7 protein-coding genes and 1 pseudogene are annotated in these 17,183 nt (G+C 45.0%); all 8 read right to left on the reverse strand.

What is annotated here, in order from left to right:
* Nucleotides 1–5: 5 nt before the first annotated feature.
* Nucleotides 6–2,597, reverse strand: a complete 2,592-nt coding sequence (locus MKZ16_RS32140; protein WP_076105146.1) for an FtsX-like permease family protein — start codon at nt 2,595–2,597, stop codon at nt 6–8.
* The gene (locus MKZ16_RS32145) at nt 2,594–3,277 is read right to left on the reverse strand and encodes an ABC transporter ATP-binding protein (RefSeq protein ID WP_038573931.1); all 684 of its coding nucleotides are present in this window, start codon (nt 3,275–3,277) and stop codon (nt 2,594–2,596) included. Before MKZ16_RS32145 ends, MKZ16_RS32140 begins: the two co-directional genes overlap by 4 nt.
* A gap of 24 nt (nt 3,278–3,301) precedes the next feature.
* Nucleotides 3,302–4,240, reverse strand: a complete 939-nt coding sequence (locus MKZ16_RS32150; protein ID WP_038573933.1) for a VanZ family protein — start codon at nt 4,238–4,240, stop codon at nt 3,302–3,304.
* Between the two features lie 101 nt (nt 4,241–4,341).
* Entirely contained in the window at nt 4,342–5,343 is a 1,002-nt protein-coding gene (locus MKZ16_RS32155) for a HAMP domain-containing sensor histidine kinase (protein ID WP_076105147.1), read from the reverse strand.
* Nucleotides 5,344–5,831: pseudogene (locus MKZ16_RS32160) on the reverse strand (response regulator transcription factor); the annotation flags it as partial.
* Nucleotides 5,832–5,866: 35 nt separating this feature from the next.
* Complete coding sequence (locus tag MKZ16_RS32165; RefSeq protein WP_076105148.1) at nt 5,867–8,110, reverse strand: U32 family peptidase; 2,244 nt, start codon at nt 8,108–8,110, stop codon at nt 5,867–5,869.
* Between the two features lie 797 nt (nt 8,111–8,907).
* On the reverse strand, nt 8,908–13,266 hold the full coding sequence (locus tag MKZ16_RS32170; protein WP_143759054.1) for an AAA family ATPase: 4,359 nt from the start codon (nt 13,264–13,266) through the stop codon (nt 8,908–8,910).
* A gap of 330 nt (nt 13,267–13,596) precedes the next feature.
* Complete coding sequence (locus tag MKZ16_RS32175) at nt 13,597–17,088, reverse strand: stalk domain-containing protein (protein ID WP_339815212.1); 3,492 nt, start codon at nt 17,086–17,088, stop codon at nt 13,597–13,599.
* Between the last annotated feature and the right edge of the window lie 95 nt (nt 17,089–17,183).

Genomic DNA, 17,183 nt, shown 5'->3' on the forward strand with positions numbered 1-17,183 from the left:
GTGAATCATATATTCTCTTGCTTTAATGCATCAATAATATTCTCCTTTTTTACTTTAGCTCCGGAATAAACAACCGCAGAGCTGACAATGACAAATACACACACTATGACAGACAGAATGCTCATCCAGGGCAGGGTGAACCCATAGCTGAATTTGTTCGCAAATGCTTTATAGATCAGAACCATCACGGCGAAACTGACAGGAAGCCCATACAAGAGCGACTTGACCCCATAAAAAACACTCTCATAGTTCAGCATTTTTGCAAACCCCTTTGGCGTCGCGCCTACGGATTTCAGCATCGCGAATTCCCGTTTGCGAAGAGCCAGCCCTGTTGAGATCGTATTAAAGATGTTCGCAACAGAAATCGCAGAGATTAATACGATAAAACCGTAAGAAAAGACCTTCATCAGCAGAATCTGTTGTTCTTCTCTTATTCTGAATTGATATACATTGTAGACATTCAGATTGGTCTCATTCATCGCTTCAATTTCCTGCTGCGTTTTCACCGGTTCCGTGCTTTTCAAATGGAGGTACATCGAAGCGTTAGCCAGCTCCTCGCCGTCTGCCAGCCGATTCATGACGCGTTCCGACACGATCATATTTAACCCGCCTACGCCTACCGGGCTCATCCCCATCGGTGCCTTATCCGTCAATGCGGCAAATATCACTTTATTTGCCTTCGTTTCTTCCCCACTCGCTTTAATAAAACTCGTTAGCTCGATATGTTGTCCGATATTCGCATATATGGACTTCGTCTGAATATATTTCCCCGTATCTATATCTTTGTAATGAATCGTATCCATCACGATTGCGGCGGGATGATCCAGATCCGTAAGCTGTTCGTAATCTGCGCCAACCGCTCTGGCATAGGCTTGCAGGCTCGAATCATTCATTGCATATAGCTTAATTTCGTAAGGGTATTTCCCGTCTTGCAGCATACTCTTATCCTGCTTAACCTTCTCTTGCAACTCGTCGGCGATGCTTGCTGCATCGACCCAAGCGTTCCCGACTAACTCATGACTCACGTTGTATTCCGTGACGCCAACAAGAGATACAAGCGATTGCATCAACCGGTCATCTAGTCTTTCGCCATTACTGGACGACACTTCAATATCGTAATTGATGCCTTCCAGCGACAATGCCAGAGATTGTGTCAGGCCAGTCGTGAAAAACGATATCGTCAAAAACAAAACGATGCTGATGACAAGCGAAAAAAGAATAACATGATGTCTTCGTTTGTTCCTTTTTAAGTTTTTCAGCCCGATTTCTGCTTCGATTCCGAAGAGCTTACGAATGATCTTCGACGTCTTCACTGCTTTGGCCGTAAGCTTTACGTCAGTGGTTTGGCGAATCGCGTCCACGGGAGATACCCTGGATGCTTTAACCGCCGGGAGATACGCCGAAACGAAAATCGTCAGCATCGAAACAAGACAAGTAATCAAGAGCAATAACGGCGTGACGATAAGCCTCAGCTTTTCACTAGTCCATAATGCCCCTTCAATCATTGTGTTCATGAACGAAAAGGCGATTCCGATTCCGGCAAGACCGCATAAGATGCCAATGGGAATGCTGATCAAACCAATGACGATACCTTCAAAAAATACGGAATTTCGCTTCTGCCTTTTCGTCGCCCCCACGCTCGCGAGCATCCCTAAATGGCGGGAACGTTCCGAGACGGATATCGCAAAAGCGTTATAGATGAGTCCAACCGAGCCAATTATAATAATCCCTATAATGATTGCCGATAATGAGAACATCATGCTGGATGAGGCCCCGCTGCTGGACAAGCCATAATAACGAAGCAAATCGTCATTATATTGGACAGTGTCAATTTGGTTTTTCTCAGCCAGCTTCTCCGCATGTGCGAACAAGAACGGATTGACCCGCTGCAAGACCACCGACGCATCGACCCGATCGTCCCCCCCGATGATATGATCATCGACATAGCTAATGATCGTATAAGCCGGGGCCCAAGCCGTTTCCGACACCGGATGTTTAATGAAGCCTACCACCGTATAATCCCTAATTATGCTATGCTGTAATGTCTCGGTTAATGTGCCGTCTTTCCTGCGCAGCGGTTCCGTCTGATCCAGGGGATGATCGCCCCCTTGTTCGAATCGGTCGCCGACGCGAAGCGTTAGACGGTCGCCGATTTCGTACTTCACTTTGCCATTTGTTGCAACAGACTCGGAGATCACAACCTCCTTGTCCGTGTGCGGAAGGCGTCCCTTGCTTATTTCAATCTGAAATTGTGTGAACCCTTGCACATCATATTCCTTAATGAACAAGTACGGCTTATTGGAATTTTGTCCCCCTTCTAATGGGGCATACCCAAGGTCTCTTGTGATTGCAACCGTTTTGGTTGCATCATCGCCCTGTATCGCCGCAAGCTGTTTCTTGGTTATATCTTGATACTGAATATGCCACTCCCCTGTATCTGTGATAGTTTGTCTGATCATTAAATCCGCAAAGGAAAAAATAAGCGTAATGACAGCGGTCATCATGGATACCGAAATAATTACGCCAAAAATAGTCACAAGTGTTCGTCTCTTGTTCTGCTTCAGATGCCGGATGGTTAATGTATTGACAATATTCATCGCCTTATCACCTCGTTTTTGGCAATCCTCCCATCTTCAATCGAAATGATTCTGTCGGCTTGCAGGGCGATCCGTTCGTCATGCGTGATTACGATCAGTGTCTGATGATAGGTCTTATTCAGCATTTTCAATAAAACGACGATCTCAATGCTATTCCTGCTGTCCAGATTCCCGGTGGGTTCGTCGGCCAGCATGATCGCAGGATTGCCGATGATCGCCCTGCCAATCGAGACACGCTGCTGCTGTCCACCGGATAGCTGATTCGGCAGATGGTTTAATCGATGCTGCAAATTCAACGTATTCACAAGATCAGCCAATTGCTTTTGATCTACCTTTTGTTGATCCAGCAAGAGCGGCAGCGTAATATTCTCTTCCACCGTCAGGACGGGAATCAGATTGAAAAACTGGTAGATCAGCCCGATTTGCCTGCGTCTGAAGATGGCCAGCTGCGTTTCGTCCAAGGTATACGTATCCGTATCCTGAACATACACTTTCCCGCCAGTCGGTCGATCCACACCGCCCAGCATATGAAGGAGTGTCGATTTCCCCGATCCGGAAGGTCCGATAATTGCGACGAATTCACCTTTTTGGACCGAAAAGGAAACATCATCAAGCGCCTTCACCGCCGATTCGCCTGTGCCGTATATTTCGGACAAATTTTCAATTGTTAAAATCTCCATTGTCATCCCTCCTTCCCTAGATGCTCAATTCCAGGTATATACCATCTCTCTATATCCAACATCCCAAAGGGTTTCATTCCCCTCAATGGTTATCTTAAGCTCATTAGCCCCGGTGAGATAAAGGATCCTCATATCCGGCTCATGGAGCTGATCTTCTGCAGATACAGACAGGAGCTCATGCCCGTCAACGGTAACCTTAATGCTGCCCTGAAAATCCTTATGATCAGGAATTCCATAATTCAAGCTAAGATACAGATCTCCCTTATTACCTAGCGAATACGTATATGTTTCCTTCTTTTTACCTTCGATGCCATACACATTATATTGGGGTGTCACGTCTTGACCGCCAATCTTAAGACTGTTCTGTTTGGTTCCCGTTAATCGATTTCCGGTACTATCTTCCCATTCGTTTATCGCTACAAAAGGGGCCAACTCTTTGGTGAACACTTGATCAGCTACTCCTAAGACCCCCCACACGCCGAGCATTAAGACAGCACTGGCAATTCCCGTAGCAGTGATATTTCTCCAGTAGTTTTTTGTACGGAAGCCAATCTTGTACGCCCCGAATCCAATAGCAGCGCCCAATGAGTTCTTTATGACGTCGTTCGTGTCAAAGCTGCCGAGGAATGTTAGTGCCTGGATGGTCTCCACCACAAGAATGGACAGGATAAACCCTGTCATGAAGCGAACAAAGCTGGTGCGGTATAACAACGGAAACAGTATGCCAAAAGGTATGAAGGCTGCAATGTTTCCAATACCCACCAAGTCCATCAGTGTCGGATGTAGAAGATCGGAAAGACCCGGCACCCTAAAAAAATCGTCCGGCAAAAAAATAAAGGTGTACTGACTGGTTAGATCTACCTTATCCGCTCTGCCGAAAGCAAAAAACATAAAATAAAGAATAATCAGGGTGTAGCCTATGGTGATAAAAAAAGTAATCTTGCGCTGCTGCTTCATTTGCATGGTTGTACCTCCATCGTTCATCTGATGAATATCATTTTATCTGTCCAAAATGACTTTACAGTGACATTGGAGGTGACAGTTTAGTCACTTATGGAGTGCTGTTAAATCACATGCTTATAAAATTTGATCCGAAACTCTGTACCAGTCCCGCTGTCGCTCGTTACATCAATCACGCCGTTCTGGCTTGCAATGATGCTGTGAGCCATCGCAAGCCCTATACCGATGCTTCCTTCATTAGCATTCTTCCCTTTATAAAAACGTTTGAATATATAAGGCAAATCCTCTTTCGGAATGCCCTCTCCGTTGTCAGCAATAACGATTTCCGTAAATAGCACGTTGTCGGAAAATGTGATGGTAATCGCACCGCCCTCAGGTGTATGCTCCACTCCATTCTTCAAAATATTGATAACCGCTTCAGCAGTCCAATGGAAATCGCCGTCAAAAGAGACGTTGTCATCCCCTGTGATGGAAACGGTCTGTCCCTTAATATCCATCGGAATCATAACCGGATCCAGTGCATTTTGGATTAGGGTTTTCATGTGTATTCGATCTTTTTTGAACGGGATAGTTCCCGCATCCATTTTCGCTAGCTTTAATAAAGATGAAACAAGCCAATCGATCCGTTCAAGTTGAATGCGAATATGATGGGTGAACTTCGTTCTTTTGAGTGGAGGCAGATCAGGGGCGCTTAACAGATCTGCCATGACTGTCATAGAGGTGATCGGTGTTTTGAGTTGATGTGAAATATCGGAGATGGCATCGGTCAGTTGAAGCTTATCCTGCTGCAATAGAGAACGATGCTCGGAGAGCATGCGTGTCACCTTGTAAATATCATTCTTTAAGATGCTAAGCTCACCTTCTTGATTATCGCGAGGGTCAAGGGAGGCCTGGCCGCTGCTAATCTCCCGTAAATAGATGGACAGCTTCTCTAGCTCGTAATATCTCCGTTTTGTGAATAATAAAGCTGTGCCGGTAAGCAGCACGGATACAATAATAACCAGGGCTGCGGCGACAGACGAAATGAAAGCAGCAATGACGATCGCCGATAAGCTGATCGAGCCCATGACGAGCAATAATATTAGATTTTCCCGATTGCGCAGCATCTAATCACCAACCTTATAGCCTAAACCGCGTACCGTTTTGATCAGAGCCGGCTGCTCCGGATTATCCTCCAGCTTTTCCCTTAGCCTTTTGATATAGACCGTTAACGTGTTGTCATTCACGAAGTCGCCGGCCACGTCCCAGATTTGCTCCAAGAGCTGATTCCTGGTGAGGACCTGTCCAACGTGGTTGCCAAAGATCAGCAATAAGCGGTATTCCAAGGCGGTTAGCGAAATTTCGGGACCGTTTTTATATACTTTGCCTTCCAGCGTATGGATGCGCACATTGTCAATGTCGATGACCGCTCCGGCGTGGGACAGCTTCTGGTATCTCCGCAAGACGGATTTGATCCTGGAGAGAAGCGCGAACCCGAAAAGGTTTGGTAATGTAATCATCGGCTCCCATATCGAGCCCCATCACGATATTCCAGTCCCGACGCGATCGTCTTATCATCTTCAACTAATAATACTTTCATCTGAAGGTCATCCTTATGATTGATTTTAGAACATTTAATGAATTCAACGACTACACAATCTCTTTATTATAATGCCCTCTTGTGTCTGTTTCCTGATTAAAGACAGCATGATTCATTGAGCCATTTAATTTGCCTGACGCCATATGAATGACTTTCACAACCTGCTCTTTTGATTCAACTGTGAAGTTTAATCTGAGCGCCTCAATTCCTTGGATATCTTGTAGCTCATCTAAAAGATTAAGCGTCTTCCCGTTAAGGAGAGTCGTTGTACAATCATCATGGGAAAGGATAGGGAACGTTCCGTGCTCATCTTTTAACTCATAGCTCTTCGTTTTGCAAATTCTGCATTGATTCATTTTTTTCATCGGACAATATTTCGTAAACATCAAAGGAGCCCTGCCATATACAATCATTTCCAGTGCAGGATAGCCGTCATTTTCTTTAACATAGGCATTCATTAAATCTTCAATTTGGCCCTTATTCAATTCATAAGATAAAGTGACTCGCTTTGCACCTAATTTATATAATTCATAGCAACTAGTGGCATTAATAACATTTAGAGAATAGTCCGTAACAAACGGGTTTGTTTCTCTATAGTGATTAATCCCCCCATATCCTCCAATTAGTAGCTGTCCTTCTTGTTCCTTATAATCATTCTGATTTCTTCTAACCACATTTTCGTAATAGATTTCCTTAATTCCACAGCTCACGCAAGCATCGTACTGTTCCTTAGTCGTTACAGAGGCCGTAAGGTATGGTTTTCCAGGGGCAAAGCTTATTTTTTCTTTTGCTTCCAAAGCCTTGGTTCTTTTCTGCTGGCTGTTAAGCTTTAAGTCATACAAGCCCAGTACAATATCTCTTCTTGCTGCATTTAACAGTTTAGCTGGAATAAATGCATTGCATTCCTCATACTCGACATGATTAAGTTCGAATATCGTATCATTTAATCTTGAGAATTGCTTGATTACCTGGTCTTTTGTTGTTGGATTATTAATGGCTTCGCCCAGTATTTCCTCGCTTTCATAGGAATAATTAAAGCCTAAGCCTTCCGCATCTATGAAAAGCTTTGAATCTGGACATGCATATACTCTAATATCGAGGTCAAACCGCTTAAATTCTTTTTCCAGTGATGCTTCTAATTCTTTGTTATAGAAATAATCCTTCGTTTTATATACTAAATCTCCCTTAGACATCTTTTCTTTGATTTTGATATAGCAGACATCCTCTGCTTTGTTGATTAATTCGCCATCTTTATCGTACAGTTTGGCAACCGTTAAATTAACATCTTCATTGTTGTGACTGATTCGAATGGTATCGTTCTGATTTAAAGGACGTGTAAGTGTTATTTCATACATGTCTTTAACAATCCCGCTGATTGTTCCAATTTCATAACCAAAGTTATTAGGTTTTAAGATGTTTGTAATATTTCTCCTGTCTTCGTGAAACAAATACCCTTTAGTAAATGTTCTATTGAATGTTTTTTTCAGATTTTCTTTGTCTTCTTCGGTTATTTTATGATCTAAGGCCTTGCGGTATTTGGATACAACATTAGCAACATACGTAGGCGCCTTCATTCGGCCTTCTATTTTTAAAGAATCGATTTCTTTTAAATCATGGATATAATCGATGGTGTTTAAGTCCTTAGTAGATAGAATATAGCTTTTCCCTAAAGATGTATCTGTTGTCTTATCGATTAGTTCATACTCCTTACGGCATGAACCCACACATCTTCCGCGATTTGCGCATCGATTGCCGAGCAATCCTGACATTAGACAATTTCCCGAATAAGATACACATAAAGCACCGTGAACGAAAATTTCTAAAGGGATTTCAGCTATTCTTTTGATCTCTTTTACTTTTTCAATCTTGACCTCACGGGACAGAACAACTCTTTTAGCACCAAGTTCTTTAAATAATAAAGTTCCATCTAGATCGTCTATTCCCATTTGAGTTGAACAATGTGCTTCCATATCAACAAAGTTTTTAACGATATAATCAAAAGCAGTCAGGTCCTGGACGATAATGCCATCAACACCGATTTTATTTAATTCGTGTATCTGCTCTTTCATCTCTTCAACTTCGTTTTCGAAAACGATGGTATTCATTGCAACATAGATTTTAACGTTCCTCAGGTGCGCATACGTAACAGCCTCTTTTAACGTTTCTAAATCAAAATTAGATGAGTATGCACGTGCACCAAATTTTTGCATTCCTAAGTATATTGCATCACAACCATTAGAAATTGCAGCTTTTAAAGCTTCCATATTTCCTGCTGGAGCTAGTAATTCAGACATTTTTTCCTCCTATGACCCATAAATTGTACGCTAGTTAAAGCGAAATTCTTTATTAAAGATATTTTTTGTTACGCCTCAAACTTCAGACTATTTCCATTAATCATAAAATAAGAACTATACTTAAGCTGCAGCAAAACGCACAAGCCAATGGCTTGTACGCTTGTTTTAAATGACCTCATTTGCTCTGAGGGACGTATCTCATAATAATTCTTTAAGTACATTTTTCGCCACGCGTATCTTCTCATCATTAGCGTCACGAAGCATACCTACAATATCCTGAATATCGCTCTCAGCTGAGGTAACCATAAACTCTGCACTCCTCATGTATAGAGAATTATTTGGCTCCTGAAGCCAAAACTGAGCAGGAATTATGGGTGCCTATCATTGCCAAGTAGCTAACATTTAATTTTACATAAGTATGAGCGAGCATCTGGCGCATTGATTAGCAGCCTTAAAAGAGCCTCCACTAAAATCGAAGTGGAGGCTCTTTTTACATTTTTGTTATTTCAATTGTATTGGCTTTAACCGTTATGCTATGCAGTTCAAGTCATTTAAACTAATATTGAGTTCTGTTCTCCGCTTTACCACTATTTGTGATAAGGTTCACCGTAACACTCTAAAGCCGAAATTTTAAGGGCACGCGAAGTGGATCCTCTTCCTCGACGGCTGGCGGCCGGCTTCGCCAAAGGATTTACAGGGATCACTTCCATCTATCCAACTCTACTTCAAGATATTCCAGACCGTACACCTCAAAAAAACGAAAAGAAGAGCCCCTTAAAGGCTCGCTTCCTTGTTCGTCACTCTATCAATCGCAGCTCCCTGGCACGGACAACGGCTTGACCCCGCCGCTTCACGCCAAGCTTGCCGATGATTCTAGATACATGCGTCTTGACCGTCGTTTCGGCAATACCGAGCCGCTCGCCAATCTCTCGGTTCGATAGCCCTTCTGCAATATTTATTAAGATTTCGTACTCCCGGTCGGTCAGTGGATCACTCAGCTCCGTTTGATTGAAACTTGGGACAGGCCACGAAATATTTTCTACGGCACCCCCAACTTCGCCTTCCAGCAGCTCGACATAAATCATCCGCGTCGCGACAAGCTCTAACACCTTTACGTCCCGATCCGTAAACACACCTGTTAATTGCCGATTTTCCAAGTAGAGTAAATAGAAAGCTTGATCACCCGGAACCGCGATCGGCAGGCACAATATCGATCTGGGCTGCTGTGCTTCAATATAATGATCCTTCACCCAAAAACTCCGAATCGCATCATAGAGAAGTAGCGGCTTACCTGTCAACGCAGTATGACTCAAAACACTCTCTGCATACAATCCGGATACCGTCTGCTTATCCGACCGATCTGATCCGCCTGCTTCAATAGCAAACCTCTCACCTTGGCGGCTCAACAAGAGACCCCAATCGGCGCCAGACTGGCGAAGCGCTGCTTCCAGCAGACTTGTCATCCAGTTAGTCTGCTTCGGCTTGCTAACCCCCTCAATGAGTTGTCGCACAAGCTCATACTCACCTGTTCTCGCCTCCTCCTTTCCTTCCCCTGAAGTATTCAGCTGTGACATGTCCATACGCTTACGGTCGCTTTCCACTTCCTGCTCCAAGATCTGCTCCTCATGCTGCCTGGCAGCTGGGTAAACCAACAGATCGGCATATTTGCCTTTGATTTGGGCTACCTTGGAGGTGATACCCCATTCGGCGAAAGCGGCACAGGCATCCATCATGTTAATCATCGCACCGGACCCGCTAATTAAGTCATCTTTATAGCAGATTGCAAGCCGTTCGCTGGCGATCCCTTCTATTAAAGCGTATTTCTCAGCTCTCGCCTGCCCAATCGCAGCCATATATCCGTGTACCGCAGCCATCGGATTTCCAGCCATTCGTTCGTCCTCCGCTTTCATTAGCAGATATGCGGAAGACGTGTTGCCCAGAAATCCTCGCCAGCTTTTCATTTTTCGTAATTGACGACGTATAACTTGCCGTATCTTCTTGCGTTCTTCCTCGTTTTTCTCCAAAAATAAAGCGGTTAAGCTCAAACTCTCATAAAAGCGTTGCTTGCGAATTCTTGTCCAATCCAGTGACAACTCGTTCTGCCTTCCCCGCTTCGCCCAGTACAACGCTTCCTCATAATTGCCCGACAAGTAAGCCACTTCTAGCTTGCAGACACAACCATAATTATCCTCTTCCTGTTGCTTCGAAGCTCCGCTTGACGGAGCCTGCGAAATGGAAATGAAGTCTTCCCTCTTGGATTCGTCCTGCAGTGCTAACACGTAACTCTGTGCGATCCGTACTATTTCCTGTGTCTTGTCGCTGGCGAACTGTCGCATATTCTCCTCATAATACTGGAGTAACTCCTTTAAAGCATCCAGGTCACCGCTGTATGTCACGAGACAGGCAATCAGGGCCAGATTGGCGAAATTTCTTTCTCCGCTTTCTAACCCTTGGCGCATCGACTTATACAGCATGATGAAAGCATCCGATGGCTTGTCCATTTGCTTAAACATTCCACTCGCAAAATTAAATGAATGTTGGTTCCTGAACTTGGAGACATTAACCATTTCCGAAAATAACCGTTCGGTGATTAAAGGCGCTTGCACATAGTTTGGAAGCACCCTCTGTATGATCAGCTCGTATCCTCCGATCATGACGGCAAGTGATTCATTTAACCCTTTCTGAAGCCCGTAACGGATAAACCGAGCATAGAATTCCAGCAGCGCTCTGGCGTCATGCATAAAGAGAGGAAAAAATAGCTGCTCTAATAACAGGCATAACTCCGTATGCTCTTCATCAAGAGCGTCGGACAACAGATAAGTCTTATTGCGTTTTCGATACAACATAAGCCCTGTCCGTGTCACTTCCTTGGCGATGGACAACAAGGAGCTATTCTCCTGAAGCTTCCATCCATAAGCCTCCAGCGCTTCTTTTCCAATTGCAATTGCCGCCTCATTGTCCACAAACGCGTGAAATTGAATCAAGGGCACCCATATGCGCGAACGCTTCGATCGGCTCATCCCCTTAGTGTTCTTATTTAAATCCGACAATAGTACTCTCGCCCGGTCGGCTTGTCCGCCCATATACTCCGTCCAGGCTAATACCAACCGAAGTTGAACATTGAGCTCGCCCGATTCGAGCTCTTTATATTCCGTTAATAGGCGAATCCCATTCTCTGCATATTCTTTCCCTTTTACATAGCGGCCATCAGCTAATGCCTTCTTTCCCGCTTGATGATTACACTCAACCAACTGCCGAACCTCTTGCCCTGACAGAACCGATACAGCTAGATTCAAGTGATCGATTGCCGTCAGCGAAGTATTATCACTCCACTTAAGAAAGCTGCGTTGCAGCAGCTGCCCGATCCTACGGTGCCTGTTCGCGTTGCGTCCTGAATCGAAATCATATGCCATTCGGTGAATGAACTCATGGACGAACAAATAGATTCGATCCTGTCTGTCTCCCTGCTCATCCTCACGATAGATGATTCCTTCTGCCTCTACCTCTTGTAGCCCACGGAAAGCGGCATCCGGCACCATGTCGCATGCTTCGGCAAGAATCGACAACCGGAAGGCAGAACCAATCGCGGCAGCCATGGCTAGAAGCTGCTTTGTATCGTTCGATAGCTTAGTGAAGCTCGCCTCCATCAGACGGAGATTCGCTTCTAGATCTCCCATTTGCCGGATGACTTCCGGATCCCATGACCACTGATGCCTATTCTCGTCAAAGCTGAGTTTTTTCTCTTGCAGCCAGCCTTCTAGTATCAGACGTATCGCCCGAGGGTTACCACCGCTTTGATTATAGACAGATCTGGCTAGAAGACGAATACGAGCAGAATTTTCATGCAAGGCATCGGAGACATATTGGATCACCTCTTCGTATGTCAGTGGCAGGAGGGCCACTATTTCCTCCGAATTGGTACGCCATCTCTCAACTAACCAGGTAATCTCAGGGCAGTGATTCGAATTAGGTTCTCCCAGAGTGGGAGCTTGCTCAACTGCCGTCCGGCTCGTTGCAATTAGGAACAAACCGGGTACCGTATGCTTCACAAGTGATTGAAGTACCGCATGCGATCCATGGTCGGCCCATTCCAGGTTATCAATAAACAGGACAAGCGGGGGCTTGCATTCGGCCATGCATTGCATGAGATGTGGCAGATGATCTCTGGCACGATCCCAGCCATTCTCTTCGTCCGCGGCAGCCGATACCTCCTTCTCGGTTCCAAACAGCGAATGAATCTCGGGCAAAATAGAGGTGATTTCCCTCACATCTCGTCCAAACTCCGCCTGCAGCTTTATTTTAAACTGTAAAATGACATCTGCCGGCTCACTCCACAGCTGATCCACCCATTGTCGCAAAGCTTGAAGAATCGGTTCATACGGTGCAGTTTGCTGAAGAGGTTCTGCTCTCCCTTCAATAAACATGCCTCCACGCCGAGCGACCTTTAACTGTAATCTGCGAACGAATGTCGTTTTTCCAATTCCCTCCTGGCCGCTCACCCATGAAAATACGCTCATCCCTTGAGCCGCCTGCTCAAGTTTGGCCTCCACTTGCTCTACTACAGCGCTGCGCCCGTACCAATTATCGGATAGACCTAGCGAACCAATTTGGTCTAGGCGGCCTACTTCGAAGGGCGTCAGCGATCCTTGTTTATTCAGCATGTCCCGACACCACTTCAGATCCTCAAGTAACCCGTAAGCGCTCTGGTACCGATCCTCCGGAGATTTAGCAAGTAACTTCATTAAAATATTTTGCAGCGGCTCTTCTCCCTCCAACCGATTATGAGGCTGAGGCTTCCTGCTAATATGTACATTACTCCAATCTTCACCGTCTTCAGGAAGAAAAGGCAGTTGTCCGGTGAACAGCTCATAAAAAATAACGCCTACTGCGTATAGATCGCTGCGTTCATCCGGCACACGATTAATCCGTCCTGATTGCTCAGGAGACCGATAAGCAGCATTACCTACCCCGATCTTTATCATGCGCGCCGTCTTTTCATCCCATTGAATACTGATGTTAACGGGGCTCAAGCATCCGATCATTCCATTCTCTTGATGCTCACGGAGCACCAATTCCGTCAATGGGATGGAGAGCTCAATGAAGCCTTCAATCTCTATAGGAGGATCCGTTATGTAATCTTTTAGTTTCTTAATCATAGCCGACAATCGTACGCACCTACCTGTAATATAATTTAAATTTTGAGTTATAGATGGTTCGAAAGATCCTAATCTCTTCGGTTAGGAGTATAAGTTATATTAAATTGTATATTAAATTATATTTTAAATCTTAATCTATGATGCTTTTGGAGTCCATTAGTTTTACTTCATCCCCTGTAAGTTGATTCAAATAGGCTACTATGGGCGCACGAAAAAAAGACACCCAATCTGGGTGCCTTATAGTGTTCAGCTTAGCGAGACTATTGGCAAAAACACTTGCATTCGCCTGACTATTTGTGTTGAAGCAACCGTAATATAAGTACCGCCGCCTCAGCCCTCAAAGTAAATAGGAAGTGTCGTTACCGAATAATTGGCTAACGCAACGATCTCTTCATTACGATTAACCGCGACTACACGCAGATTATAAACCGTTTCTGGCTTAAGACCCCTAAGTGAAACATAACTGTTTGAGGTGGATTCGATCAGCTCATCATTCATATAAACCTGGTAGTTGATCTCCACTTCCCCATATTCATCCCAATAGAGTTCAATGAAATCAGACTGGACTTCAGCCCGCATATCCTGTATCTCCCCATAGTACGTGAACCGTAACGAGACTGCCGTCGATCCGCCCTTTCCATCATTGGCCGTAATATGAATTTCTGATGATCCGTTACCAGTTGGCGTAATCCGTAATTTAGCTCCATCCAAAGCTACTTCTGCAACTGCCATATTGCTCGAATCAGCTGTGAAACTTAACGTATCGCCATCTGAATCACGGAAAACCTCACTCACATCGATTTCAATAGGTTCATTAGAGCTTACCATTCTATCGGATATGGGTTTAACCACCTCAGGAGCAGTATTGGTTGGTGTTGGTGTTGGTGTTGGTGTTGGTGTTGGTGTTGGTGTCGGTGTCGGTGTCGGTGTCGGTGTCGGTGTCGGTGTCGGTGTTGGCATTGGTGTCGTTGACGGTGTCGGTGTCGGTGTTGGCATTGGTGTCGTTGACGGTGTCGGTGTCGGCGTCAGCACCTGCGGCTGCTGTGCCTGTTCCTGCTGCTGTCTTTGCTGCTCCAAGGCTTTTTTCTGCTCCTCGAATTTTTGCTTCGCAGCATCCGAAAGTTGTTGCTTCAACTTTTCCTCTGCTTGTTTACGAGCTTCTTCTAGTTTGTTCTTGTTCTCCTGCTCGATTCGTTCTTGTTCAGCTTTGATCCTATCTAATAAGGATTGGTTCTTTGCAGCGGCTAGTTCACGCAGCTTATTTTGCTCCTCCAGCAGCCTTTTTTGTTCTTCCTCCAATTGCTTCTGTTTTTCCTGCAGCTGCTTTTGCTCATCCGTTAATTGAAGTGGCAGGACATTATTTAGGTCGATCTTTGTATCGGAATGCTTATTGACCTGATCAATAAGTGACTGCAACTCTCCTTGATTCATTACTTTCTTTTCAAGCGCCTGCTTTAAAATATTACTGAGCAGATTATCCAAATTATTTTGATATTGCTCCAGGTCGCGCTGAGACAAGCCGCCCGAATTTTTACCAGGGATAGAGCCGAAAGCCTCATTCCTCATTCTCTCCAGTATCTCCGCATTTTCCTGATCTATTTTCTGCTTTTGATTCAATAGTGATTCGATGATAGCAGGTGAAAGTTGATCAACGAGACTGAATGGGTCAACCATAACAGGCTCACTTGGTGAATCTGATCCTGGAAAAAAGTTCAGTACCTGAGTAGGATACACTAAAATTGGATTCTGACTGGTTCCGTTGCCGCTTCCCTGAACCAGTCCGCTATTTACAACAAGCGTCGGCAGCGCCGTAACCGGATCGATACCCACCATGAAATTTGTGCCGCGAACATTGGTCACAGCCGTCGGCGTCAGGATTTTGAAGGTATCCTTGGCATTTATCAGCGAGGACACATTGGCCAAAACCAGCCCGCTCCATAGCATAAAGCTTGTTTGCTTTGTAAGGGTTGTATCACTTAAATTTGATATATACAGCTCCGAATTTTCGCTAATCGTAATTTCATCCTTACGGTCGACCGTCTTTAATATCGCACTCGTATTATTTTCCGTGAGAAGTTGATCGCCTTGATGAAGAGTCATGCCCTTATAGGCTTGGTAAGCCAAAGAACCGCCCGCCTGAGTGACCCAGACCGTTCCTGTAATCTGTTCAAGAACCGCAGTGCGCGACTTACGATCTGCTACAGGTAGCTCATCTACGGCTTCCTTGATTTCTCGCAAAATAACCGTCCTCGTGCTTCGATCCCATTGCACATCTGCTCCGAATGCCTCACTGAAAAATCGGATTGGAACATAGGAACGGCCATCTTTCGTATATGGCGCTGCCTCAATTTCTCGTTGCTCTTCTGCATCCGCCTTCGCATTGTTAATGGAAATCACTTTACTCCCCATTTGCAGCCTGATGCTTACGTCTCCCTTTGTCAATTCAATGGTACGCTGGTTATCCAACAATTCAACCTTATAGCCCAGCATTTCGCTTAAAGCTCTCACAGGCACCATCGTGCGTCCCTTCACAATTTCGGGCTGCACGTCAAGGCTGATCACGGTATCATCGATCACAACCTTCACCTGATCATTGTGGGGCAAATTGGTTGGAAGCTGGTAATACTCAAGCTCACGGATTTTATTGTTATAGCTGTCCGCAATGAGCAAGCCGCCATTTGGCAGAACCGCTACATCTGTCGGATTATGGAGCAGATTATGACCGTTAATGCCATCTACTTGACCAAACTGAGCAGGTACACCAGCAATTGTACTCACATACCCGTCAACAAGATAACGAATCGTGTGGTTCAAGCTATCGGCAATGACTAGTCCCCCATCCTTTGTCACAACGATTCCTCTAGGAGACTGAAAGCGTGCCTGTGTAGCGGCACCATCCGCATAACCACCTTCGACATACAGGCTACCATTCGCATACACAGGCTCCTCCCCCGCAGACAAACCCGCCGCGGTTGTCACTGTACGATTGACCAGATCAATATAGCGAATTACTTGATTGCCTGTATCACTTACATATAAGTTGCCTTTATGGTCGATTGCAATGCTGGTAGGATCATTAAACTTGGCGGTTGAAAGCTTACCATCTGCATAATCACCTGCAGGAACAGCATAGCCGCCAATCACCTCGACGACTCGATCAGATGCAGCGTTAAGCGTAGTCACTTGACCATCCGCTGTTATTTGCCGGATTAAATGATTTAACGAATCCGCAACATACAAGGTTCCATCTGCAGCGACAGCCACATCCTGGGGATGATAGAATCCCGCTTCATTACCTATACCGTCTTCATTGCCGATTATGCCATCACCGGCAACCGTTGTTACCATCCCATCCTTAGATATTTTTCGTATTCGATGATTTTCGGTATCTGCTATGTATATATTACCTTCCAAATCCGTATCCATGCCCGAAGGACCGTTGAACACGGCATCTTCTTTAGCACCATCGTGCCAAGCTCCCTCAGGAGTTCCGTTGTCTTCCGCGTCAAGCATTAAGCCCGCATAGGTAGAAACCTCTCCATTCTTCACTTGACGGATGAGATGATTCCGGGTGTCCGCCACAAGCACAGAACCATCCTTCAAGACAGCGATTCCCTGAGGCATACGAAAAGAAGCCTCTGATGCCGCTCCATCCCAATCGTCAAATTCACCACTTCCTGCAAATACCGTTACTTTTGATAGAGCTTCATGGCTGTCGTCCAGGGACGGCTCGCTTTGAATGCCGGCAGCCCCTGCGGCTGTGCCTCCAATTAATGTGAAACTCATAACAGCGACTAGTAAACGACGATATACTTTCCTCACATTGATCCCCCTTCACCCGATAAAATCCAAGCAACAAAAAAACGACTATAATTCGACTTCCTCTGGACATTATAGTGATAAATATAATAGTTTGT

It is taken from the genome of Paenibacillus sp. FSL R5-0928 (assembly GCF_037970385.1).
GTDB lineage: Bacteria > Bacillota > Bacilli > Paenibacillales > Paenibacillaceae > Paenibacillus_AQ > Paenibacillus_AQ odorifer.

Coding starts and splice junctions, on each gene's coding strand:
- MKZ16_RS32140 (WP_076105146.1), bottom strand. CDS start 2,597: ATGAATATTGTCAATACATTAACCATCCGGCATCTGAAGCAGAACAAG.
- MKZ16_RS32145 (WP_038573931.1), bottom strand. CDS start 3,277: ATGGAGATTTTAACAATTGAAAATTTGTCCGAAATATACGGCACAGGC.
- MKZ16_RS32150 (WP_038573933.1), bottom strand. CDS start 4,240: ATGCAAATGAAGCAGCAGCGCAAGATTACTTTTTTTATCACCATAGGC.
- MKZ16_RS32155 (WP_076105147.1), bottom strand. CDS start 5,343: ATGCTGCGCAATCGGGAAAATCTAATATTATTGCTCGTCATGGGCTCG.
- MKZ16_RS32165 (WP_076105148.1), bottom strand. CDS start 8,110: ATGTCTGAATTACTAGCTCCAGCAGGAAATATGGAAGCTTTAAAAGCT.
- MKZ16_RS32170 (WP_143759054.1), bottom strand. CDS start 13,266: ATGATTAAGAAACTAAAAGATTACATAACGGATCCTCCTATAGAGATT.